The following is a 22918-nucleotide window of genomic DNA, read 5'->3' on the forward strand; positions in this document are numbered from 1 at the left end:
TTTCGTCCGAGGACGTTAAGAATCCATGTCACTTTGAGTGCCCACACAGATTGTCTGATAAATTGTTAAAGAGCAGTGCCGCTACGTTTTCGCTGCGGCGCGGGGTGTGCATATTACGCTTCCCCGCTTCAGAGTCAAGCGTTTATTTTGCTTTTCTCTGCTGACCCGGCGGCTTGCGTGCCGTTGTTCCGTGTCAGTGGAGGCGCATTATAGGGAGTTATTCTGAGGCTGCAAGTGCAAAGTGAAAATTATTTACTGACTGCTCACTTTCCAGGCAAAACACATCTCAGACCTTAATTCTTGCCTGGTTTTTAAACAAAAACGAGCCGCAAGCGGCCCGTTTTTGCGTTTTGTGACTTACTGCACTGCCACAATTCGGTCTTCGTTGGCTTCCAGACGGATAACTTTGCCCGGAACCAGCTCCCCGGAAAGGATTTGCTGCGCCAGCGGGTTTTCGATCTGCTGCTGGATTGCACGTTTTAACGGACGCGCGCCATAAACAGGATCGTAACCATTCTCGCTCAGCAGTTTCAGCGCATCATCCGAGATGTGGATTTCATACCCACGCTCTTCCAGACGCTTGTACAGACGCTGCAACTGGATCTGCGCAATCGACGCAATGTGTTTCTCACCCAGCGGATGGAACACGACTACTTCATCAATACGGTTGATGAACTCCGGACGGAAGTTTTGGCTGACCACACCCAGCACCAGATCTTTCATATGGCTGTAATCCAGCTCACCGAAGCGTTCCTGAATCAAATCGGAACCCAGGTTCGAGGTCATGATCACCACCGTGTTACGGAAATCGACCGTTCTTCCCTGCCCGTCCGTCAGGCGTCCATCATCCAGCACCTGCAACAGAATGTTAAACACGTCAGGATGAGCCTTTTCCACTTCATCCAGCAGGATGACGGAATAAGGACGACGACGAACCGCTTCCGTCAGGTAACCGCCCTCTTCATAACCGACATATCCCGGAGGCGCACCGACCAGACGCGAGACAGAGTGTTTCTCCATAAACTCGGACATATCGATACGCACCATCGCGTCATCGCTGTCGAACATAAAGTTAGCCAGCGCTTTACACAGCTCGGTTTTACCGACACCGGTTGGCCCCAGGAACAGGAACGAGCCGATGGGACGATTCGGATCGGACAGCCCCGCACGGCTACGACGAATGGCGTTAGATACCGCTTCGACCGCTTCGTTCTGGCCAATGACGCGCTGATGCAGATCCTGCTCCATACGCAGCAGTTTTTCGCGTTCACTTTCCATCATGCGAGCTACAGGAATCCCCGTCCAGCGCGCCAGCACTTCGGCAATCTCGGCGTCCGTCACTTTATTACGCAACAGACGCATGGTTTTGCCTTCCGACTGCGTGGCGATCTCAAGCTGTTTTTCCAGCTCAGGGATCTTGCCGTACTGTAGCTCGGACATCCGCGCCAGGTCCCCTACGCGACGCGCCTGCTCAATGGCAATTTTCGCCTGCTCCAGCTCCGCCTTGATTGTCTGGGTGCCAGAGAGGGAGGCTTTCTCAGCTTTCCACTCTTCTTCCAGCTCAGAATACTGACGCTCTTTCTCATCCAGCTCTTCGTTGAGCATATCGAGGCGTTTCTTACTCGCTTCATCAGACTCTTTGTTCAATGCCTGCTGTTCCAGCTTGAGCTGAATAATGCGGCGATCGAGTCGGTCCAGCTCTTCCGGTTTCGAGTCAATCTGCATACGGATGCTGGACGCCGCTTCATCGATAAGGTCGATGGCTTTATCCGGCAACTGACGGTCGGCAATGTAACGATGCGAAAGCGTCGCCGCCGCAACGATGGCCGGGTCAGTGATCTGCACATGATGGTGCAGCTCATAACGCTCTTTCAGACCACGCAAAATCGCGATGGTATCTTCAACGCTTGGTTCTGCGACAAACACCTTCTGGAAGCGTCGCTCCAGCGCGGCATCTTTTTCAATGTACTGACGATACTCGTCCAGCGTAGTGGCACCGACGCAGTGAAGTTCACCACGTGCCAGCGCAGGTTTCAGCATGTTCCCTGCATCCATTGCGCCGTCAGCTTTACCTGCCCCCACCATAGTGTGCAGTTCGTCAATAAACAGGATGACGTTGCCTTCCTGTTTCGCCAGATCGTTCAGCACGCCTTTCAGACGCTCTTCAAATTCACCGCGGTATTTCGCCCCGGCCACCAGCGCGCCCATATCCAGCGCCAGTACGCGACGGCCTTTCAGCCCTTCGGGCACTTCGCCATTAACGATACGCTGCGCCAGCCCTTCAACGATGGCGGTTTTACCGACGCCAGGCTCACCAATCAGCACCGGGTTGTTTTTGGTACGGCGTTGCAGTACCTGAATAGTCCGGCGAATTTCTTCGTCGCGGCCGATTACCGGGTCAAGTTTGCCCTGCTCGGCACGTTCGGTCAGATCGACCGTAAATTTTTTCAAAGCCTGACGTTGGTCTTCGGCTCCCTGGTCGTTCACGCTTTCACCTCCGCGCATTTTCTCAATCGCCTGGGTCACATTAGCGGTGGTTGCACCGGCGGATTTCAGCAGGTCGGTTAAGGTACCGTGTGATTCAAGCGCCGCCAGAACAAACAGCTCTGACGAAATAAAGTTGTCCCCACGTTTTTGCGCCAGCTTGTCGCAAAGGTTCAGTACACGCACCAGATCCTGTGACGGCTGTACGTCGCCACCGGTACCTTCTACCTGCGGTAAACGACTCAGCGCCTGATCGATGGCGGTGCGTAACTGGCCGGCATTAATGCCAGCGGACGTTAACAAAGGACGTACCGATCCCCCTTCCTGATTCAGCAAGGCGCTCATTAAATGAAGAGGTTCGATAAATTGGTTGTCGTGCCCCAGTGCGAGGGACTGGGCATCGGCGAGAGCAAGCTGGAATTTATTAGTAAGACGATCCAGACGCATAACTCCTCCCATAACAGGTCAAATTTGCTACTGGAGATTAAATGAGGTCATCCCTCAATTATTCAAGGTTAATAACCTGAATTATGTGAAAAGAAAACGGCGCGTACCGGATCGTCTTGATTCTTTAGGTTATATCAGCCAAATGAAACTTGCCATACGGCCTGTCGTCTTGTCACGGCGATAGGAGAAAAAATCACCCTTTTCGGTGAATGTACAGCGATCGCCGCCGAAGATCTGGGTCACGCCGACATTAATAAGGCGCTGGCGGGCAAGCTGATAAATATCGGCCAGATATTTATCGCCGGATGCCACAAACGCATTAACCGCCTGAGGATCTTTTTCCATAAAAGCTTGCCGAACCTCAGGCCCCACTTCAAATGCCTGCGGGCCAATCGCCGGGCCAAGCCAGGCGATGAGATTTGCAGAATCGTCCTGGAAGCAGGCAACGGTCTCTTCAAGTACGCCTTCACACAGGCCACGCCAGCCCGCATGCGCTGCTGCAATCTCCGTACCGGCACGGTTACAAAACAACACCGGCAGGCAATCAGCGGTCATCACCGCGCAAACCGTTCCCGGCGTATTGCTGTACGAAGCATCGGCGCGTTTAGACGCATAGGGCTCACCCGTAAGCTTCAGCACCGCTTTACCGTGCACCTGCTCAAGCCAGACCGGTTTTGAAGGAAGGTTTCCCGCAGCAAAGAGGCGTTTACGGTTCTCTTCGACGTGCTCCAGGTTATCGCCACAGTGCGCACCGAGGTTCAAAGACGCCCACGCACCCTGGCTCACGCCACCGATACGGGTCGAGCTAAAGGCGGCCACGCCTTCAGGCAGCGGCCACTCCGGGACAATCAGTTTGGTCATAACCAGTCCACGTGATCCTTATGTTCTTCGAAATCTGCGCGCATCGCGTCGATAAGTTCCACCATATCCTGTGGGATAGGCGCATGCCATTCCATCTGAATTCCGGTGATTGGGTGGTAAAGACGTAGCATCGTCGCATGCAGCGCCTGGCGATCGAATTTACGCAGCACGGAGATGAATTCATCCGATGCGCCCTTTGGTGGACGCGGACGACCACCGTAAACAGGGTCACCCACCAGCGGATGGGTAATATGCGCCATGTGCACGCGGATCTGGTGAGTACGCCCGGTTTCCAGACGCAGACGCAGGCGCGTATGAATACGGAAATGTTCCATGATGCGGTAATGGGTTACCGCCGGTTTACCCATCGGGTGTACGGACATATGCGTACGCTTGGTTGGATGACGACTAATCGGCTCTTCCACCGTGCCGCCAGAGGTCATATGACCAATCGCCACCGCTTCATACTCACGGGTGATTTCGCGCAGCTGCAAAGATTCCACCAGTCGAGTCTGGGCGGGGATCGTCTTCGCCACCACCATCAGACCCGTGGTGTCTTTATCCAGACGGTGAACGATACCGGCACGCGGTACGTCAGCTATCGGCGGGTAATAATGAAGGAGTGCGTTAAGTACCGTACCGTCAGGATTACCCGCGCCCGGATGGACGACAAAGTCACGCGGTTTGTTGATGACCAGAATATCGTCATCTTCGTAGACGATATCCAGCGGGATATCCTGCGGCTCGAAGCGGACTTCCTCTTCGATTTCAGCATTGATGGCGACAGCTTCCCCACCAAACACTTTCTCTTTTGGTTTGTCCCAGATCTTGCCGTTTACCAGCACGCGCTGGTCAAGGATCCATTCTTTTATACGTGAACGCGAATAATCAGGGAACAATTCGGCCAAAGCCTGATCTAAGCGTTGACCGAGCTGATTTTCGGAGACTGTTGCGGTGAGTTCTACTCGTTGTGCCATAAACTGCTTCTTCGTTTAACGTTGGGTTTTACGGCTTTGCCGTTTAATATAGTGTGCTATTGTAGCTGGTCTTAATCGGGAGCAGGAACTGAGTTTCTCCCGGACAAACATTTGAGGAAAGTCAAAACGTCATGACGCGCATGAAATATCTGGTGGCAGCGGCCACGTTGAGCCTGGCTTTGGTGGGCTGCTCCGGTTCGAATGAACAGGTCCCTGACAATCCGCCGAATGAAATCTATGCGACTGCACAACAAAAGTTGCAGGACGGTAACTGGAAACAGGCGATAACGCAACTGGAAGCGTTGGATAATCGCTATCCGTTTGGTCCGTATTCACAGCAGGTACAGTTAGATCTGATCTACGCCTACTATAAAAATGCCGATCTGCCGCTGGCTCAGGCAACGATCGATCGTTTCATGCGTCTGAACCCTACCCATCCTAACATCGATTACGTGATGTACATGCGCGGCCTGACTAACATGGCGCTGGATGACAGTGCATTGCAGGGCTTCTTCGGGGTGGATCGTTCTGACCGTGACCCGCAACATGCGCGTGATGCTTTCAATGACTTCTCCAAACTGGTGCGTAGCTACCCGAACAGCCAGTACATTACCGATGCCACTAAGCGTCTGGTGTTCCTGAAAGATCGTCTGGCGAAATACGAGTACTCCGTTGCGGAATACTACACCCGCCGTGGCGCATGGGTTGCCGTGGTTAACCGTGTAGAAGGCATGCTGCGTGATTATCCGGATACCCAGGCCACGCGTGATGGCCTGAAGCTGATGGAGAATGCGTATCGCCAGATGCAGATGACGGCTCAGGCTGACAAAGTGGCGAAAATCATCGCCGCGAACAGCAGCAACACCTGATACCGCTACAACGCATAACGGCAGCCCGCAGGCTGCCGTTTTTTTATTCTTTCAGACTTACGCTGAAGCGGTTTAGCTTCAACACATCCAGTCAACTATGACCGCAATTGCTGGCTTCGACAAGGTAAATCTCACCTCTTCCTGCCCTGCCTCACAAAAAAGATTCCCTGACAAAAACCGACAAAATAACGTGATCTAAATCACACATTTTGACATTAGGTCGGGTATGCTGGAATCACCAAGACGGAAAGACAAGAGGTAAAATTTATGACAATGAACATTACCAGTAAACAAATGGAAATTACTCCGGCAATCCGCCAGCACGTCGCAGACCGTCTCGCCAAACTGGATAAATGGCAAACACATTTGATTAATCCACATATCATCCTGTCCAAGGAGCCGCAGGGTTTCGTCGCTGATGCAACTATCAATACTCCAAACGGCCATCTGGTCGCCAGCGCTAAACACGAGGATATGTACACCGCAATTAACGATTTGATCAACAAGCTGGAACGGCAGCTCAATAAAGTGCAACACAAAGGTGAAGCCCGTCGCGCCACGACATCGGTGAAAGACGCCAGCTTCGCGGAAGAAGTTGAAGAAGAGTAATCCTTTAAATTGAGTGTACCGACAACGCGCCTTCGGGCGCGTTTTTTATTGACAGGATCAAAACAGTACAGGTACTTTAACCCTATCAATTTCAGGATGACCTAATGAAACAGACGCCGTTTTTCTTCGCATTCTTTTTTACCTTCCCCTGACCGGGAGGCGTTTCGTCGTGTGATAAAGAATGCGAAGACGAACAACAAGGCCTCCCACAGCGGGAGGCCTTTTTTATTGATAACGATAAAATGAGACAGACAACACTATGACACCGGAAAACCCGCTCCTGGATTTACGCGTAAAAATCAGTGCACTCGACGAAAAGTTACTGGCCCTGCTGGCAGAACGCCGCGCGCTCGCCATTGAAGTTGGCAAAGCCAAGCTGGATTCTCATCGGCCGGTGCGCGATATCGATCGCGAGCGTGATTTACTGGAACGGTTGATACAGCTCGGCAAAGCGCATCATCTTGATGCCCACTACATCACCCGCCTGTTCCAGCTCATCATTGAAGATTCCGTTCTGACGCAACAGGCCCTGCTCCAGCAGCATCTGAACAAAACCAACCCGCACTCTGCTCGGATCGCTTTCCTCGGCCCGAAAGGTTCTTATTCTCACCTGGCGGCTCGCCAGTACGCAGCCCGTCATTTCGAAGAGTTCATTGAGAGCGGTTGTGCAAAATTTGCAGACATCTTCAACCAGGTCGAAACCGGCCAGGCAGATTACGCCGTGGTGCCTATTGAGAACACCAGTTCCGGCGCCATCAACGATGTTTACGATCTGCTCCAGCACACCAGCCTGTCGCTGGTCGGTGAGCTGACTATTCCTATCGATCACTGCGTGCTGGTCTCTGGCTCAACCGATCTGAGTCAGATTGAAACGGTGTACAGCCACCCGCAGCCGTTCCAGCAGTGCAGCCAGTTCCTGAACCGTTATCCGCACTGGAAAATTGAGTACACCGAAAGCACCTCGGCGGCGATGGAAAAAGTGGCGCAGGCAAACTCTCCTGCCGTCGCGGCACTCGGTAGCGAAGCGGGCGGCGCGCTGTATGGCTTACAGGTGCTGGAACGCAATCTGGCCAACCAGACGCAAAATATCACCCGTTTCGTGGTTCTTGCCCGCAAGGCCATCAACGTGTCGGACCAGGTCCCGGCGAAAACCACCCTGCTGATGGCGACCGGCCAGCAGGCGGGTGCGCTGGTTGAAGCGCTGCTGGTGCTGCGTAATCACAACCTGATCATGACGAAGCTGGAATCCCGCCCAATACATGGCAACCCGTGGGAAGAGATGTTCTATCTCGACGTTCAGGCCAACCTGGAGTCTGCATCCATGCAGAAAGCCCTGCGCGAACTGGGCGAGATCACACGCTCCATGAAAGTACTGGGCTGCTATCCGAGCGAAAACGTGGTCCCGGTCGATCCGGCTTAATGTTCGATAAAGCGGCTTTTCTTCATCCCTGCCACATTTACAGGCAGGGTGAAGATGGCACCGGAAAGCGGGTATTTCGCCAGCTCCTCCGCCTCCATATTTTCCCGCGTGGTGGTGATAAACAGCGTTTTCATATCGTCGCCGCCAAAGCAGACCATTGTCGGGCAGCGTACCGGCAGCCGGTATTCTTCCAGCTGTTCGCCTTGCGGTGAAAACCGTGCGATACGCCAGCCGTCAAACAGTGCGCTCCAGTAGCAGCCTTCCTCATCCATTGCCGCTCCGTCGGGTATACCGTCTCCCTCGCTAAAACGGCGAAACTCTTCGCGCTTACCGGGTTCCCCCTGCTTATCAAGCGGCGTACGGTAGATCACACCGTTCGGCGTATCAGAAGTAAACATCCACCGTTTGTCAGGACTAAACGCTAAACCGTTATGCCCCTGAATATCGCACTGGATCACTTTCGGTGTCAGGTCGTTGTCGATACGCATCAACATGGCGCCGTTATAATCTCCCGGCCCCCAGAACGTGCCCGCATAAAACCGTCCCTGATGGTCGGTGCCTCCATCGTTAAAGCGTGCAAGCTGCGGGTTGGACGGGTTATCGCAAACCTTACGCTGGAGCAGGCCGTGTTTATCGGTCAGCCAGATGGCGTTTCGCATCGCGACGATAAATCCGCCGCGTTCACGCAGGGCAAAACACCCAACTTCTTCATGGAATGAGAGCACCGAGTGTTCCGCGGTGGGCAGATGGTACCGATGAATCTCCCCTTCCAGAATATCCGCCCAGTAGAGCGCCTTCTCTTCAGCACTCCACGTCGGGCATTCGGGCAGATGCCCGGTATAGTTCAACAGCAGCTGCGGTTCAGCCATGACAGTTCCCCAAAATGAAAAAAGCCAGCATTGCTGGCTTTTAGTATATACATCATCAGATTACTGGCGACTGTCATTTGCCTGGCGCAACAGCGTGCGGCTTTCACTCTGGAATCGCGTGGCGTAATCACCGAACCAGTGCTCCACTTTACGGAAACTGTCGATAAACGCTTGTTTATCGCCGTGTTCCAGCAAGGTGATCGCTTCGCCAAAACGCTGATAGTAGCGCTTGATCAGCGCCAGGTTATTTTCAGACGACATGATGATGTCGGCGTAAAGCTGTGGATCCTGGGCAAACAGTCGCCCGACCATCGCCAGCTCCAGACGATAGATTGGCGAGGAAAGCGCCAGCAATTGTTCAAGCTGAACGTTCTCTTCCGCCAGGTGCAGACCATAGGCGAAGGTTGCAAAGTGGCGCAGCGCCTGAATAAACGCCATGTTCTGATCGTGCTCAACCGCACTGATACGGTGCAAACGTGCCCCCCAGACCTGAATCTGTTCCAGGAACCACTGATACGCTTCCGGCTGACGACCGTCGCAGTAAACCACTACCTGCTTCGCCAGGCTGCCGCTGTCCGGGCCAAACATCGGGTGTAACCCAAGCACGGGCCCGGTGTGCGCCGCCAGCATTGCCTGTAGAGGGCCATTTTTAACGGACGCCAGATCCACCAGAATGCAATCTTCCGGCAGCGGAGGAAGTTTCGCGATAATCTGCTCCGTCACATGAATCGGTACGCTGACGATAACCATTCCGGCATCCTTCATGAGTTCCGGCGCATGCGGCCAGTCCTCTTTTTCCAGGATGCGCACCTGATAGCCAGAAAGCGTCAGCATTTTTTCAAACAGACGCCCCATCTGGCCGCCGCCACCGACAATCACCACCGGACGCAGCGACGGACAGAGAGTTTTGAAGCCCTTGTCGTTTTCGCTGGAATAGGATTCCCGCATCACACGACGCAGGACATCTTCAATTAAGTCCGGTGAAACGCCCAGCGCCTGTGCCTCTTTACGGCGGGAGGCGAGCATAGAGGCCTCACGCTCCGGAACGTAAATTGGCAGGCCGTATTTGCTTTTAACTTCGCCGACCTCAGCAACCAGTGCCATGCGGCGCGCCAGCAGGTCCAGCAACGCCTTATCCACTTCATCAATTTGATCGCGTAATGCGGTCAATTCAGCAACCATAACTATCCTCTTATGCCAGACGCGTCGCCAGCTGGCCGTTCAAATCTTTGTGGATCTCACGCAGTAGCGCATCAGTGGTTTCCCAGCTGATGCAAGCATCCGTGACGGAGACGCCGGGCTTCATCGCGCTACGCGGCTGTTCCGATGACTGATTGCCTTCATGAATATTACTTTCAATCATCAGGCCGATAATTGAACGGTTACCATCTTTAATCTGTGCAATCACAGATTCTGCAACCGCAGGCTGGCGACGGTAATCTTTATTCGAATTACCATGACTGCAATCTACCATCAGCGCCGGACGCAGTCCCGCCTGTTCCATCTCTTTTTCACACTGCGCGACATCCGCCGGGCTGTAGTTTGGCGCTTTACCACCGCGCAGGATCACATGCCCGTCCGGATTGCCCTGCGTTTGCAGCAGGCATACCTGGCCCGCCTGGTTGATCCCGACAAAACGATGGGGCATAGCGGCGGCGCGCATGGCGTTAATCGCCGTGGCCAGGCTGCCGTCGGTACCGTTTTTAAAACCAACCGGCATAGACAGGCCAGACGCCATCTCGCGGTGGGTTTGTGACTCGGTGGTGCGCGCCCCAATCGCAGACCAGCTAAACAGATCGCCGAGGTACTGCGGGCTGTTCGGATCCAGCGCTTCGGTTGCCAGCGGCAGCCCCATGCTGACGAGCTCCACCAGCAGGCGACGCGCAATCTTCAGGCCCGCTTCCACATCAAACGAGCCATCCATGTGCGGATCGTTAATCAACCCTTTCCAGCCAACCGTTGTACGTGGCTTTTCAAAATAGACGCGCATCACCAGATAGAGGCTATCGCTGACCTCCTCCGCTAATGCTTTAAATCGACGAGCGTACTCAATGGCGGTTTCAGGATCGTGAATGGAGCAAGGACCACATACCACCAGCAGGCGCGGATCGCGGCCTGCGATAATGTCAGAAATGGTCTGGCGAGAGTGCTCAATCTGAGCTTCCTGCGCGACGCTCAGCGGGAATTCCGCCTTCAGTTGATCCGGGGTGATTAACACCTGTTCGTCAGTGATATGTACGTTGTTCAGCGCGTCTTTTTGCATGATTGCGATCCTGTAAAACTCGTTTGCGATAGTGGTTTTCCTCGAAGAGGTGACACAACGATAACATATCAAGTAAAGATTTCAATCCAAAATACGTACATATTATTTTACAGTAGCCATTTAAATGCCAAATCAAAGGTTAAAATCGTAAACATAAAATTACACATACGCTTTTAATGCCAGTCTACGCTCACACCAGGCACGCTATCCCGGCGCTGGCCGTTAGCTTAATTATCCTCGGGTGAATTGAGGGAAAGTTGCGTGGCTACATAAATCCTGGCAACAAAAAATGAATAAAAGTATGAATTCCAGCAGACTTAATTGAGCCTGCCTAAATTACTTTGAATATCGTGCTCTGTAAGATTTAGCTTAGGTCAAGACAGGGATATTTCTGACATAATGACGGCTTTGAGAAAGAATGGTATTCTGCCGGAAATTCATAAGGGCATATATTTCCGGGGCGGTTTGGCGGATTCTGATGAGAAATGCATTCTTGATCGCTTTGCTTCACCTCCCCCTGGTGCTAATGCTGTTCATTTTGGTGAGCCCTGCAAGGGCAGGCTCGCTCACGGAAACGGATAAATCGGTACGTTCGATTGTTTCTGGTATTGTGAGCTACACCCGATGGCCAGCACTTTCCGGCCAGCCTAAGCTCTGTATTTATGCCTCTTCCCGTTACAGACAGGCGCTCAGCAGTGAAGATGTAAATAACCCGTTGCCCTATAGTCCTGTCATTGTGCATAGCGATCGGGAAGCACTCACAGCAAGGTGCGATGCCCTCTATTTCGGGAGCGAATCACCGGCAAAACAACAGGAAATAATAAATCAATATCAGGGACAGGCGTTGCTATTAATGTCAGAGCAAAATACTGAATGCGTTATTGGCAGCGCATTTTGTCTGATAATAGAGCACAACAAGGTCAGGTTTTCCGTAAATCTGGATGCGCTGACGCGCAGTGGCGTAAGAGTCAATCCGGATGTATTAATGCTCGCACGGAATAAGAAGCATGAATAAGGAAGTCACACCAACACCGCGTCCGACGTTTAAAAGAACGTTGCGGCGAATCAGCATGATAAGCGTCATTATAACGATGACGTTTATATGGTTGCTGCTGTGTTTCGCTTCCGTGGTGACATTAAAGCAATACGCGCAAAAAAACCTCGAACTCACCGGCGCCACCATGAGCCACAGCCTTGAGGCCTCTCTGGTGTTCAACGATGCCGTGGCGGCAAATGAAACGCTGGCGACCCTCGGCAAGCAGGGGCAATTTGCCGTGGCGGAAGTGCTTAATGCACATCATAAACGGTTTGCCTGGTGGTCGTGGAACCCGGCGGATAATACCGACACGCTGGGCGCGCTGGTCAACCGGTGGTTGTTCCCTGTTCCTGTCGCACAGCCCATCATACATAACGGTAATGTGATTGGCGAAATTCGTCTGACCGCACGAGACAGCCTGATTAGCCACTTTATCTGGCTCTCATTTGCGGTCCTCACCGGCTGCATTCTTTTTGCCTCTGCCGTCGCATTGACCATCACCCGCTCGCTACATCATGGCATGGTTGTTGAAATGCAAAACATCACTGACGTTGTGCATGACGTCCGTACCAACCGCAACTTCTCTCGCCGGGTAACGGAAGGCCGCATTGAAGAGTTCCACCAGTTTGGTGAAGACTTCAACAGCCTGCTGGATGAAATGGAAGAGTGGCAGCTCAAGCTACAGGCGAAAAACGCTCAACTGTTGCGTACCGCCATGCACGATCCGCTCACGGGGCTTGCAAACCGCGCCGCGTTTCGCAACAACATTGCGGCCTTAATGAATGACGCTTCGGCAAAGACCAATTCTGCCCTGCTCTTCCTGGACGGTGATAACTTCAAGTTTATTAACGACACCTGGGGCCATGCCGCGGGCGACTGCGTACTGATCGAAGCCGCAAAAAGGATGGTCGAATTTGGCGAAAAACGTCATCAGTCTTACCGTCTTGGCGGCGACGAGTTTGCCATGATCCTTTATGGCGTCCACACCGCGCGTGAGGTCGAATATATTTGCGCTGCGCTGTCGCAGCAATTTATCCGTCCGTTTGATCTGCATAACGGACACACAGCATCAATGTCACTCAGCATTGGCTTTGCTCTGGCGTGGGAAAATGCCTCCGTCGAGGCATTGCTTGAGCAAGCCGATCGCAATATGTACCTGGTCAAAAACCAGCGTTCGAAAACAATACCCTGAAAGGAAGACGATATGTTGAAGCGATACTTCGCGCCGTTGTTACTGGCATCTCTGTTTATGTCCGGGTGCCAGACGCCGGAGGGTAAATTCACACCAGAGCAAATCGCGGCCATGAAGTCCTACGGCTTTAACGAACTGAATGGCGACTGGTCCCTGGGCCTGTCGGATAAGATCCTGTTTGATAAAAATGACGCCAGACTGCGTCCGGAAAGTGAAACGCAGATCCAGACTATGGCCTCACGTCTGGCGGCAACCGGTCTGAATCATGCCCGGATGGACGGCCATACTGATAACTATGGCGAAGAGAGCTACAACGAAGCGCTTTCGTTAAAACGTGCCAATGTTGTAGCGGATGCCTGGGCGAAGGGCGCGAACATCCCGCGCAGCAACCTCACTACGCGGGGTTTAGGCAAAAAATACCCTCTCAGCAGCAACCGTACTGCGCAAGGGCGCGCTGAAAACCGCCGTGTTGCGGTAGTTATCAGTACGCCTTAAGGCTATTTAGCGGATGTGCCGGCGAGCGACACGCCTGAAGCCGCTCGCCAGCGCAGCCAGTCAATCACGATAAATACCGCCAGACTGACGCCCATTACCGGCAACGCCAGCCCCAGCAGGAGGCTTATCATGAACGTCACTCCCCTTCCCCACAGCGGCAATGCCAGCCAGCTTTGACAGAGCGTCTGTACCGGGTTCGCGGCTGACATCGCAGGACGACGCATCCACCACATCCGGTATCCCCAGATAATCAGCACGCACAGCGCAACGCCAAACGCGATGAGCAGCAGCTGATTTGCCAGACCAAACAGGATCCCCATATGGAAATCCACGCCCCAGCGGGTGAGTTTAGCCATCAGCGGGAAATCCCCAAAGCGAGTCCTGTCCAGCACCTTCAGAGAGTGGGGGTCCACGGCAACGGCATCAACCTGCGTCGGCCAGCGGCGATCGATTTCCGTCACCGTCCAGGCCTGGTCGACCCTGCTTGCCGGACGGATCTCAACGTTGTTCGCATCAATTCCTGACTGGCGGGCGGCCTGCAATACGCTGTCAAAAAGCGACAGTTCAACAGGCATTTCAGGCATCGACATTCCGCCGTGATGACCACGATGTTCGGCGTGTTCATCCATAATTTCCGGCGCACCGGAAAGGGTGGTGTTTACCTGCGGCGTCAGCCAGTTCATCTCTGCACGCAGCTTATCGACGTTGCCACCGGCCCATTGTGACCAGGTTAACCCGGTGACTGAGAACAGCAGCATTCCCGCCAGTAACGTCCAGCCTAAGATCACATGCAGGCGACGACGATTCTGGAAACGATTGTTAATACGGCGCTTCGGTCGGGTATAGAACCACAGCGCGATCCCGCCCAGGGCAGCAACCCACATCCACGAGGCGGCTAACTCGCTATAGAGGCGCCCGAGGTTGCCCAGCATCAGCGAGGTATGCAGATAATCGATAGTCTGACGCAGCGGTAAAATCCCGCTGGTGCCGTACACAGTCATATCCCCTCGAACCTCAAGGCTGGCGGGATCAATAAAAATAGCCCGATGCTCGGAGGGACCCAGCGCCGGGTCGGCAAACATCACGCGGGTCGTTTCGCCCTCTTCCAGCCCCGGACGAACGGCATGCAGACGCAGGTCTGATTCTACGGCCTTTTCGGCCGCGGCAATTTGTGCAGCAAGAGGCTGCGCCTCACCCACGGCATCCGTGTGGAGTGCATGATGGTACAGCGCATTTTCAAGCTGCGGCGTGGCGACATACAGCGTACCGGTCAGCGCTGCGAAGAAAATAAACGGACCAACAAACAGCCCGATATAGAAATGGAGGCGACGCAGCAGGTTTCCCCATGCCGCGCGCGGAGTGCAGGTAGTCATACTTTTCCTTTTTAAGGCAAAAAGTGAGTGATTTTGTTTTAAAGGGAGAAAGCAGACCGACGCGGCGGCGCGCGGGTATCGGGGTAAAGCCAGGGGAAAAAGTGCCAGTGGCTGACCGCCTGACGAGGCGGCTTCATGCGCAGCCGCTGCAACACCACGCTGAGCAGAACGATAAGCGCCAGCATCACGCCCGGCACATGCGCTAACAGCACGCAGTAGCCGCAGGCTTCCGCATGGTCAACTGGCATGGAATGCGGCATATCCCCATGATGCTCGTCCATCGACATCATGCTCATGTCATGGTGCATGCCCGGCATGGCGCTCATGGGATCTTTTTGCAGCGAGACGGAGATCAGCGGCGCCACGACGATCAGCAGGATCGCAAACAGCGCGGTCAATGCCGCTGCGCGTTTCCAGCTATGCTGATGCAGTACGTTATCCACTTACCCTCCCCCCAAGAGGCGAACATTGTAAATGATTTATGACGGAAGGGTTAACGCGAGAGGTGCGATGGGATAAAAAAAGGGCCAGCCTTTCGGCCAGCCCTTTCTGACAGGATGTCGCTTAAGCGAATCTTAGTTCAGACGCTCTTTAATACGAGCAGACTTACCAGTACGCTCACGCAGGTAGTACAGTTTAGCTTTACGTACAGCACCACGACGTTTAACAGCAATGCTGTCAACTACCGGAGAGTGAGTCTGGAAGACACGCTCAACGCCTTCGCCGTTGGAAATTTTACGAACAGTGAATGCAGAGTGCAGACCGCGGTTACGAATAGCGATAACCACGCCCTCGAATGCCTGCAGACGTTTTTTGGAACCTTCAACAACCCATACTTTCACTTCCACGGTGTCACCTGGACGGAAGGAAGGTACGTCCTGCTTCATCTGCTCTTGTTCAAGTTGCTTAATAATGTTGCTCATAATTTAATCTCTTATCCTGGGTAAACTGATATTCGGGAGCGTATTACGCTTTCCCATCATGTTCATGCTGCTGATGCGCGTGTTCGGTTTTGAACTCGGCCAGCAACTTTGCTTGCTCTTCAGTCAGAGCCAGGTTTTCCAGAAGTTCAGGTCTTCTAAGCCAGGTCCGGCCCAGCGACTGCTTCAAACGCCAGCGACGTATCTCGGCATGGTTTCCAGACAGTAACACTGCCGGGACTTCCATCCCTTCTAACACTTCAGGACGAGTATAGTGTGGACAGTCCAGCAATCCATCGGCAAAGGAATCTTCCGTTGCCGAAGCTTCATGGCCCAGAACCCCCGGAATAAACCGGGCGACGGAGTCAATCAGCGTCATTGCTGGTAACTCACCACCGCTGAGAACGTAATCGCCGATAGACCATTCTTCGTCAATCTCGGTTTGAATTACGCGCTCATCTATCCCTTCGTAGCGACCACAGACCAGAATCAGCTTTTGATTCGTCGCCAGTTCGCTCACGCCCGCTTGATCAAGCTTGCGTCCCTGAGGTGACAGATAAATCACCTTCGCGCCTTCACCTGCCGCGGCTTTTGCTGTGTGAATGGCGTCCCGTAAGGGGTGCACCATCATCAACATCCCCGGTCCGCCGCCGTAAGGACGATCGTCCACGGTACGGTGCCGGTCATGCGTGAAGTCACGAGGACTCCAGCTCTGGATGCTCAGCAGGCCATTCTTTACTGCCCGGCCAGTTACCCCGTAATCGGTAATCGCGCGGAACATTTCAGGAAACAGGCTAATTATGCCAATCCACATAGCGCCGTCTTTTACCGTTTATCCGGAGAATTTAAAAACCAGGATCCCAATCTACTTCAATGGTTTGAGTAGTGAGATCGACTTTCTTGATAACCTGTCCATCGAGGAACGGGACCAACCGCTCCTTGATGCCAAATGCATCTTTCAGGTTTGCCTTAATGACGAGAACGTCATTTGACCCGGTTTCCATCATGTCGATGACTTTCCCCAGGCTGTAGCCTTCAGTGGTCACTACCTGGCAACCCATAAGGTCTTTCCAGTAGTAGTCACCCTCTTCCAGTTGCGGCAACTGCGACGAATCCACGACAATTTCACAATTAGTCAGCGCATTCGCGGCATCTCGATCGTCAATGCCTTTCAGCTTGATGATGATGTCCTGATTGTGGTGACGCCAGCTTTCCAGCTCGACCTCTTCCCACTTACCGGCTTTCTGGATAAACCAGGGCTGGTAATCAAAAATGCTATCAGCGTCTTCAGTGGAGGAAAACACTCTGAGCCAACCACGGATACCGTAGCAAGAACCCATTTTTCCCAATACGATCGGTTCAACAGGTGCTTTATTGCTCATCATGACCACCGTGACAGATTAAGCTGCTTTGTTTGCTGCTTTGATCAGCGTAGCAACGCGATCGGAAACAGTAGCGCCCTGGCCAACCCAGTGAGCGATACGATCCAGATCCAGACGAGTTTCTTCTTCTGCGCCAGAGGCCAGTGGGTTGAAGAAACCAACGCGCTCAATGAAGCGACCGTTGCGTGCATTACGGCTGTCAGTCACAACAACCTGGTAGAACGGACGCTTTTTAGCGCCGTGACGTGCTAAACGAATAGTTACCATAACATCCTCTTGTGTGAATAAAACAACCGGGCCCCATCGAGGAACGGAGCCCGGGTGTCATATTAAAAGCCCGAAAATTTTACTCATTTTCGGGCAAAAAGCAATCTCAAAAGCGATTATCGCCCAGGAAAACCGGGCGGCATCATGCCTTTCATGCCGCGCATCATCTTCGCCATGCCGCCTTTCTTCATTTTCTTCATCATGCGCTGCATGTCGTCGAACTGTTTCAGAAGGCGGTTAACGTCCTGGACCTGCATGCCGCAACCGGCTGCGATACGGCGCTTGCGGGAACCTTTGATGATTTCTGGCTTCGCGCGCTCTTTCAGCGTCATCGAGTTGATGATTGCCTCCATACGCACCAGCACTTTGTCATCCATCTGGGATTTGACGTTGTCCGGGATCTGCCCCATACCCGGCAGTTTACCCATCAGGCTTGCCATACCGCCCATGTTTTTCATCTGACGCAGTTGCTCAAGGAAGTCGGTCAGATCGAAACCGTCACCTTTTTTCAGCTTGCTGGCGAGTTTTTCAGCCTGCGCGCGGTCAACCTTGCTTTCGATATCTTCGATCAGCGACAGCACGTCGCCCATGCCGAGGATACGGGAGGCAATACGATCCGGGTGGAACGGCTCCAGCGCTTCGGTTTTCTCGCCCACGCCGAGGAACTTAATTGGCTTACCGGTGATATGACGAATAGACAGCGCCGCACCGCCGCGAGCGTCGCCGTCGACTTTGGTCAGCACCACGCCGGTTAACGGCAGGGCTTCGTTAAACGCTTTCGCGGTGTTCGCCGCATCCTGACCGGTCATGGCGTCGACAACAAACAGGGTCTCTACCGGATTGATAGAAGCATGAACCTGCTTGATTTCGTCCATCATCGCTTCGTCAACGTGCAGTCGACCGGCGGTATCCACCAGCAGCACGTCGTAGAATTTCAGCTTCGCCTCTTTCAGCGCCGCGTTAACGATGTCAACAGGCTTCTGCGCCACGTCGGACGGGAAGAAGTCTACGCCAACCTGCTCGGCCAGCGTTTCCAGCTGTTTGATCGCCGCCGGGCGATACACGTCCGCCGAAACCACCAGCACTTTTTTCTTGTGCTTTTCGCGCAGGAATTTCCCCAGCTTACCGACGCTGGTGGTTTTACCCGCACCTTGCAGACCCGCCATCAGCACGACGGCCGGTGGCTGAGCCGCCAGGTTAAGCACCTGATTCTCTTCGCCCATCGCCGAAACCAGCTCGTTACGGACGATTTTGACGAACTCCTGACCCGGAGTCAGGCTCTTGTTAACTTCATGACCAACCGCTTTCTCTTTCACGCGGTTGATAAAATCACGCACGACCGGCAACGCAACGTCTGCTTCCAGCAGCGCCATGCGCACTTCGCGCAGCGTTTCCTTGATGTTCTCTTCGGTGAGGCGTCCACGGCCGCTGATGTTGCGCAGCGTGCGCGACAAACGATCGGTTAAATTATCAAACATTGTCTCTCGCCTGGGGTAGAAACGTTAGGTCGCCTGGGCGACACATACACAGAATTTTGCCGGAGTATAACATGAAGGCGCCTTTGTTGTTATGCAACGGTTGGAGCAGGCGTCACGTAACGTTATACTGCTTCTCTTTCTTATTAAGACAACTGTCGACGCCTATATGCCTGTTTTCGCACTGATCGCCCTTGTTGCCTACTCTGTCAGCCTCGCGCTGATCATTCCTGGCCTGCTGCAAAAAAACAGCGGCTGGCGGCGCATGGCTATTCTTTCGGCAGTGATCGCACTGATTAGCCATGCGTTTGCGCTGGAATCACGCATCATTCCCGGCGACGGCAGCGTGCAAAATCTGAGCGTGCTGAGCGTCGGCTCGCTGGTCAGCCTGATGATCTGTACGGTCATGACCATTGTCGCGTCTAAAAATCGTGGCTGGCTGCTGCTGCCGATAGTCTACGCCTTTGCGCTGATCAACCTGGCGTTAGCCACGTTCATGCCCAATGAGTTTATTACTCACTTGGAAGCCACGCCGGGGATGCTGGTGCATATTGGCCTGTCGCTGTTCTCCTACGCGACGCTGATCATCGCCGCCCTTTACGCCATGCAGCTCGCCTGGATCGACTACCAGCTGAAAAATAAAAAGCTGGCGTTTAACCATGAAATGCCGCCGCTGATGGTGATTGAGCGTAAGATGTTCCACATCACCCAGGTCGGCGTGGTTTTGCTGACGCTGACGCTGTGCACGGGCTTGTTTTATATGAAGAACCTGTTCAGCGTGGAGAATATCGATAAAGCGGTCCTCTCCATCATCGCGTGGTTTGTCTATATTGTCCTGTTATGGGGCCATTATCATGAAGGCTGGCGCGGTCGTCGCGTGGTCTGGTTTAACGTTGCGGGTGCGGGCATTCTCACGCTTGCCTATTTTGGTAGCCGCTTCATACAGCAATTTGCTGGCTAAGTAACAAAAGGAGTTCCCCCTGGAACACATCTCTACCACCACGCTGATCGTCATTCTGGTCATCATGGTGGTCATCTCCGCTTATTTCTCTGGCTCTGAAACCGGCATGATGACGCTGAACCGCTACCGGTTACGTCATCGCGCCAAGCAGGGTAACCGTGCCGCGCGTCGTGTCGAAAAGCTTCTGCGTAAGCCGGACCGTCTGATTAGCCTGGTGCTTATCGGTAACAACCTGGTCAATATTCTCGCCTCTGCACTGGGCACCATCGTCGGGATGCGTCTGTACGGCAACGCAGGCGTGGCGATTGCCACAGGTGTGCTCACGTTTGTGGTACTGGTGTTTGCGGAAGTGCTGCCCAAAACCATCGCGGCGCTTTACCCGGAAAAAGTCGCCTACCCGAGCAGTTTCCTGTTAGCACCGCTGCTTATTCTGATGATGCCGCTGGTCTGGCTGCTGAATATGGTGACACGGGTGCTGATGCGCATGGTTGGTATAAAGGCAGACGTCACCATCAGTAGCGCGCTCAGCAAAGACGAACTGCGTACCATCGTGAACGAATCCCGCTCGCAGATCTCCCGTCGCAATCAGGACATGCTCCTGTCGGTGCTGGATCTGGAAAAGGTCAGCGTTGACGACATCATGGTGCCGCGCAATGAAATCGTCGGGATTGATATTAACGACGACTGGAAGGCCATTGTCCGCCAGCTGACGCACTCCCCGCACGGGCGTATCGTCCTCTATCGCGATTCTCTCGACGATGCCATCAGCATGCTGCGTGTGCGCGAGGCCTATCGTCTGATGACTGAGAAAAACGAGTTCACCAAAGAGGTGATGCTGCGCGCCGCCGACGAAATTTACTACGTGCCGGAAGGCACCCCACTCAGCACGCAGCTGGTGAAGTTCCAGCGAAACAAGAAGAAAGTCGGTCTGGTGGTGGATGAATACGGCGACATACAGGGACTGGTGACGGTCGAAGATATTCTGGAAGAGATTGTCGGGGACTTTACCACGTCAATGTCGCCTTCCCTTGCAGAAGAAGTCACCCCGCAAAACGACGGGTCAGTGCTTATCGACGGCAGCGCCAACATTCGTGAAATCAATAAAGCGTTTAACTGGCATTTGCCGGAAGACGAAGCGCGGACGATGAACGGAATGATCCTGGAAGCGCTGGAAGAGATCCCGGCGGCAGGCACGCGCGTGCGCATTGAGCAGTATGATATTGATATTCTGGACGTTCAGGACAACATGATTAAGCAGGTGAAGGTCCTGCCCGTTAAACCTTTACGCGAAAGTATCGCCGAGTAATGTTGTAGGCCGGGTAAGGCGAAGCCGCCACCCGGCACTACGGGTCGGCAAATTACGCTTTCGCTTTCGCCACGGTCACCATCGCAGCGCGAATAGTACGACCGTTCAGGGTATACCCTTTCTGCATCACGCCCAGCACGTTACCCGCGGCAACGTCTTCGGATTCCACCATCGCAATGGCCTGGTGAACGTTTGGATCCAGCGGTACATCCGTATCGGCAATCACTTCAACACCGAACTTACGCACCACATCCAGCATGGATTTCAGCGTCAGCTCGATGCCTTCAATCATCGCCGCGTTATCCGGATTAGCTTTATCCGCCACTTCCAGCGCGCGATCCAGGCTGTCGATCACCGGAAGCAGTTCGTTGACGAATTTCTCCAGCGCAAATTTGTGCGCCTTTTCAACGTCCAGCTCGGTACGACGGCGCAGGTTTTCCATTTCCGCTTTGATACGCAGTACGCCATCGCGTTCACGATTCTGCGCTTCTACCAACTGAGCTTCCAGATTGGCAATTTTTTCATCGCGCGGGTCCACCTGCTCAGCAGACGTGTCTGGCTCTACTGCCTCAACTTCATCGTGCTGTTCCGTGATAATTTCTTCAGGGGCTTGCCCCTCAGGCGTTTTCTGTTCTTTACTACTCATGAATTTCTCCGCGTTTTTCTGCATTCATCTCGCTAACTTCGCTTATTATGGGGATCAGTTTCCTGGATTCAAGGGAACAAGGCAGATTGTCATCATTCATCAGGCACAAGGACCTCCAGAAAATGAATAATCATTTCAGGTGTATTGGGATCGTCGGCCATCCGCGTCACCCTACCGCATTGACGACACATGAAATGTTGTATCGCTGGCTGTGTGGTAAAGGCTATGAAGTGATGGTCGAGCAGCAGATCGCCCAGGAGTTGCAGCTTAAAAGCGTCAGAACCGGCACGCTGGCGGAAATTGGCCAGCAGGCGGATCTCGCCGTGGTGGTCGGCGGCGACGGCAATATGCTGGGCGCGGCGCGAACGCTGGCTCGCTATGATATTAAGGTTATTGGTATTAACCGTGGCAATCTTGGTTTCCTGACCGACCTCGACCCGGACAATGCGCAACAGCAGCTGGCGGACGTGCTGGAAGGTCACTATATCAGTGAAAAACGGTTTTTACTTGAAGCCCAGGTCTGCCAGCAGGATTGCCAGAAGCGCATCAGCACCGCTATTAACGAGGTGGTTCTCCACCCTGGTAAAGTGGCGCACATGATCGAGTTCGAAGTCTATATCGACGAAATCTTCGCTTTCTCGCAGCGCTCTGACGGGCTGATTATTTCAACCCCGACGGGGTCAACTGCCTACTCGCTTTCAGCCGGAGGCCCAATCCTGACGCCATCGCTGGATGCCATTACCCTGGTGCCGATGTTCCCGCATACGCTCTCGGCGCGTCCGCTGGTGATAAACGGCGACAGCACCATCCGCCTGCGTTTTTCACATCGCCGCAGCGACCTGGAGATCAGCTGCGACAGCCAGATTGCGCTTCCCATTCAGGAAGGAGAAGATGTCCTCATTCGCCGCTGCGATTATCACCTGAACCTTATCCATCCAAAAGATTACAGTTATTTCAATACATTAAGCTCAAAACTCGGCTGGTCAAAAAAATTGTTCTGATTTTACATCCAGCGCTTTACTGTATATAAAACCAGTTTATACTGTATACAAACACAGTTATGGTT

At 53.5% G+C, this 22918-nt stretch carries 24 protein-coding genes and 1 other annotated feature; of the genes, 10 read left to right on the plus strand and 14 right to left on the minus strand.

All coding sequences use genetic code 11. The annotated features are described in order from the left end of the window. Nucleotides 1–357: 357 nt before the first annotated feature. The 3 genes from clpB to rluD form a co-directional block, all read right to left on the minus strand. The gene (clpB, locus tag IM282_RS01580) at nt 358–2931 is read right to left on the minus strand and encodes an ATP-dependent chaperone ClpB (protein ID WP_058646200.1); all 2574 of its coding nucleotides are present in this window, start codon (nt 2929–2931) and stop codon (nt 358–360) included. A 129-nt stretch (nt 2932–3060) separates the two neighbouring features. Then, nucleotides 3061–3792: a purine nucleoside phosphorylase YfiH gene (gene yfiH / locus IM282_RS01585; protein ID WP_192970040.1), complete on the minus strand. Its 732-nt coding sequence runs from the start codon at nt 3790–3792 to the stop codon at nt 3061–3063. Beyond that, a complete protein-coding gene (rluD, locus tag IM282_RS01590; protein WP_022649057.1) occupies nt 3789–4769 on the minus strand; it encodes a 23S rRNA pseudouridine(1911/1915/1917) synthase RluD in 981 nt (326 codons plus the stop codon). The genes yfiH and rluD overlap by 4 nt, the downstream gene beginning before the upstream one ends. A gap of 131 nt (nt 4770–4900) precedes the next feature. Here rluD and bamD point away from each other — a divergent pair, with 131 nt between their 5' ends. The 4 genes from bamD (at nt 4901) to pheA (ending at nt 7667) form a co-directional block, all read left to right on the plus strand. Then, nucleotides 4901–5638, plus strand: a complete 738-nt coding sequence (gene bamD / locus IM282_RS01595; RefSeq protein WP_003863164.1) for an outer membrane protein assembly factor BamD — start codon at nt 4901–4903, stop codon at nt 5636–5638. Between the two features lie 267 nt (nt 5639–5905). Beyond that, nucleotides 5906–6247 (plus strand): ribosome-associated translation inhibitor RaiA, encoded by a 342-nt coding sequence (gene raiA, locus IM282_RS01600; RefSeq protein ID WP_006811628.1) that lies wholly within the window; start codon nt 5906–5908, stop codon nt 6245–6247. A gap of 103 nt (nt 6248–6350) precedes the next feature. After that, nucleotides 6351–6476 (plus strand) — a sequence feature (Phe leader region). Next, nucleotides 6352–6399, plus strand: a complete 48-nt coding sequence (pheL, locus tag IM282_RS01605) for a pheA operon leader peptide PheL (protein WP_100229775.1) — start codon at nt 6352–6354, stop codon at nt 6397–6399. It overlaps the preceding feature by 48 nt. Before the next feature lie 30 nt (nt 6477–6506). Then, nucleotides 6507–7667: a bifunctional chorismate mutase/prephenate dehydratase gene (pheA, locus tag IM282_RS01610; RefSeq protein WP_023306733.1), complete on the plus strand. Its 1161-nt coding sequence runs from the start codon at nt 6507–6509 to the stop codon at nt 7665–7667. On the opposite strand, the gene IM282_RS01615 is transcribed toward pheA, so the two are convergent. Genes IM282_RS01615 through aroF form a run of 3 tightly spaced genes read right to left on the minus strand, consistent with a single transcriptional unit; the run spans nt 7664 to nt 10799 of the window. Further along, nucleotides 7664–8536 carry an SMP-30/gluconolactonase/LRE family protein gene (locus IM282_RS01615; RefSeq protein WP_023298398.1) on the minus strand — a complete coding sequence of 291 codons (873 nt, stop codon included), beginning with the start codon at nt 8534–8536 and terminating at the stop codon, nt 7664–7666. The two genes, pheA and IM282_RS01615, sit on opposite strands and share 4 nt — an antisense overlap. Nucleotides 8537–8596: 60 nt before the next feature. Further along, the gene (tyrA, locus tag IM282_RS01620) at nt 8597–9718 is read right to left on the minus strand and encodes a bifunctional chorismate mutase/prephenate dehydrogenase (RefSeq protein ID WP_022649060.1); all 1122 of its coding nucleotides are present in this window, start codon (nt 9716–9718) and stop codon (nt 8597–8599) included. 10 nt (nt 9719–9728) lie between these two features. Next, complete coding sequence (gene aroF, locus IM282_RS01625; protein ID WP_006811632.1) at nt 9729–10799, minus strand: 3-deoxy-7-phosphoheptulonate synthase AroF; 1071 nt, start codon at nt 10797–10799, stop codon at nt 9729–9731. A 478-nt stretch (nt 10800–11277) separates the two neighbouring features. On the opposite strand from aroF, the gene IM282_RS01630 reads away from it, so the two are divergent. From IM282_RS01630 to IM282_RS01640, 3 genes are read left to right on the plus strand one after another with little or no spacing between them, the layout of a single operon-like run. After that, nucleotides 11278–11814, plus strand: coding sequence for a YfiR family protein (locus tag IM282_RS01630; RefSeq protein ID WP_126315074.1), 537 nt, complete (start codon nt 11278–11280; stop codon nt 11812–11814). Further along, a complete protein-coding gene (gene dgcN / locus IM282_RS01635; protein ID WP_045308387.1) occupies nt 11807–13027 on the plus strand; it encodes a diguanylate cyclase DgcN in 1221 nt (406 codons plus the stop codon). Before IM282_RS01630 ends, dgcN begins: the two co-directional genes overlap by 8 nt. A 12-nt stretch (nt 13028–13039) precedes the next feature. Further along, nucleotides 13040–13522, plus strand: a complete 483-nt coding sequence (locus IM282_RS01640; RefSeq protein WP_192970041.1) for an OmpA family protein — start codon at nt 13040–13042, stop codon at nt 13520–13522. A 2-nt stretch (nt 13523–13524) separates the two neighbouring features. Here IM282_RS01640 and IM282_RS01645 read toward each other — a convergent pair whose 3' ends face one another. The 7 genes from IM282_RS01645 to ffh all read right to left on the minus strand — a co-directional run bounded on the left by IM282_RS01645 (nt 13525) and on the right by ffh (nt 18942). Continuing rightward, entirely contained in the window at nt 13525–14895 is a 1371-nt protein-coding gene (locus IM282_RS01645; protein ID WP_192970042.1) for a PepSY domain-containing protein, read from the minus strand. Nucleotides 14896–14933: 38 nt separating this feature from the next. After that, nucleotides 14934–15338 carry a DUF2946 domain-containing protein gene (locus tag IM282_RS01650; protein ID WP_022649065.1) on the minus strand — a complete coding sequence of 135 codons (405 nt, stop codon included), beginning with the start codon at nt 15336–15338 and terminating at the stop codon, nt 14934–14936. A gap of 132 nt (nt 15339–15470) precedes the next feature. Further along, a complete protein-coding gene (gene rplS / locus IM282_RS01655) occupies nt 15471–15818 on the minus strand; it encodes a 50S ribosomal protein L19 (protein ID WP_002914145.1) in 348 nt (115 codons plus the stop codon). A 43-nt stretch (nt 15819–15861) separates the two neighbouring features. After that, nucleotides 15862–16629: a tRNA (guanosine(37)-N1)-methyltransferase TrmD gene (gene trmD / locus IM282_RS01660; protein ID WP_192970043.1), complete on the minus strand. Its 768-nt coding sequence runs from the start codon at nt 16627–16629 to the stop codon at nt 15862–15864. A gap of 31 nt (nt 16630–16660) precedes the next feature. Beyond that, a complete protein-coding gene (rimM, locus tag IM282_RS01665) occupies nt 16661–17200 on the minus strand; it encodes a ribosome maturation factor RimM (protein ID WP_003863136.1) in 540 nt (179 codons plus the stop codon). Between the two features lie 15 nt (nt 17201–17215). Continuing rightward, nucleotides 17216–17464, minus strand: a complete 249-nt coding sequence (gene rpsP, locus IM282_RS01670) for a 30S ribosomal protein S16 (RefSeq protein ID WP_022649067.1) — start codon at nt 17462–17464, stop codon at nt 17216–17218. Between the two features lie 116 nt (nt 17465–17580). Further along, entirely contained in the window at nt 17581–18942 is a 1362-nt protein-coding gene (gene ffh / locus IM282_RS01675; RefSeq protein WP_003863132.1) for a signal recognition particle protein, read from the minus strand. A gap of 166 nt (nt 18943–19108) precedes the next feature. Between ffh and IM282_RS01680 the strand changes: the two genes are divergently transcribed. Beyond that, complete coding sequence (locus IM282_RS01680) at nt 19109–19900, plus strand: inner membrane protein YpjD (protein ID WP_192970044.1); 792 nt, start codon at nt 19109–19111, stop codon at nt 19898–19900. A 19-nt stretch (nt 19901–19919) separates the two neighbouring features. Next, nucleotides 19920–21206 (plus strand): HlyC/CorC family transporter, encoded by a 1287-nt coding sequence (locus tag IM282_RS01685; RefSeq protein ID WP_026094274.1) that lies wholly within the window; start codon nt 19920–19922, stop codon nt 21204–21206. A gap of 52 nt (nt 21207–21258) precedes the next feature. On the opposite strand, the gene grpE is transcribed toward IM282_RS01685, so the two are convergent. After that, complete coding sequence (grpE, locus tag IM282_RS01690) at nt 21259–21852, minus strand: nucleotide exchange factor GrpE (protein WP_003863126.1); 594 nt, start codon at nt 21850–21852, stop codon at nt 21259–21261. A 122-nt stretch (nt 21853–21974) separates the two neighbouring features. Between grpE and nadK the strand changes: the two genes are divergently transcribed. Continuing rightward, a complete protein-coding gene (gene nadK, locus IM282_RS01695) occupies nt 21975–22853 on the plus strand; it encodes an NAD(+) kinase (protein ID WP_022649070.1) in 879 nt (292 codons plus the stop codon). Nucleotides 22854–22918 lie beyond the last annotated feature (65 nt).

The sequence above is a fragment of the Enterobacter cloacae complex sp. P29RS genome (assembly GCF_014893445.1).
GTDB classification, from domain to species: domain Bacteria; phylum Pseudomonadota; class Gammaproteobacteria; order Enterobacterales; family Enterobacteriaceae; genus Enterobacter; species Enterobacter intestinihominis.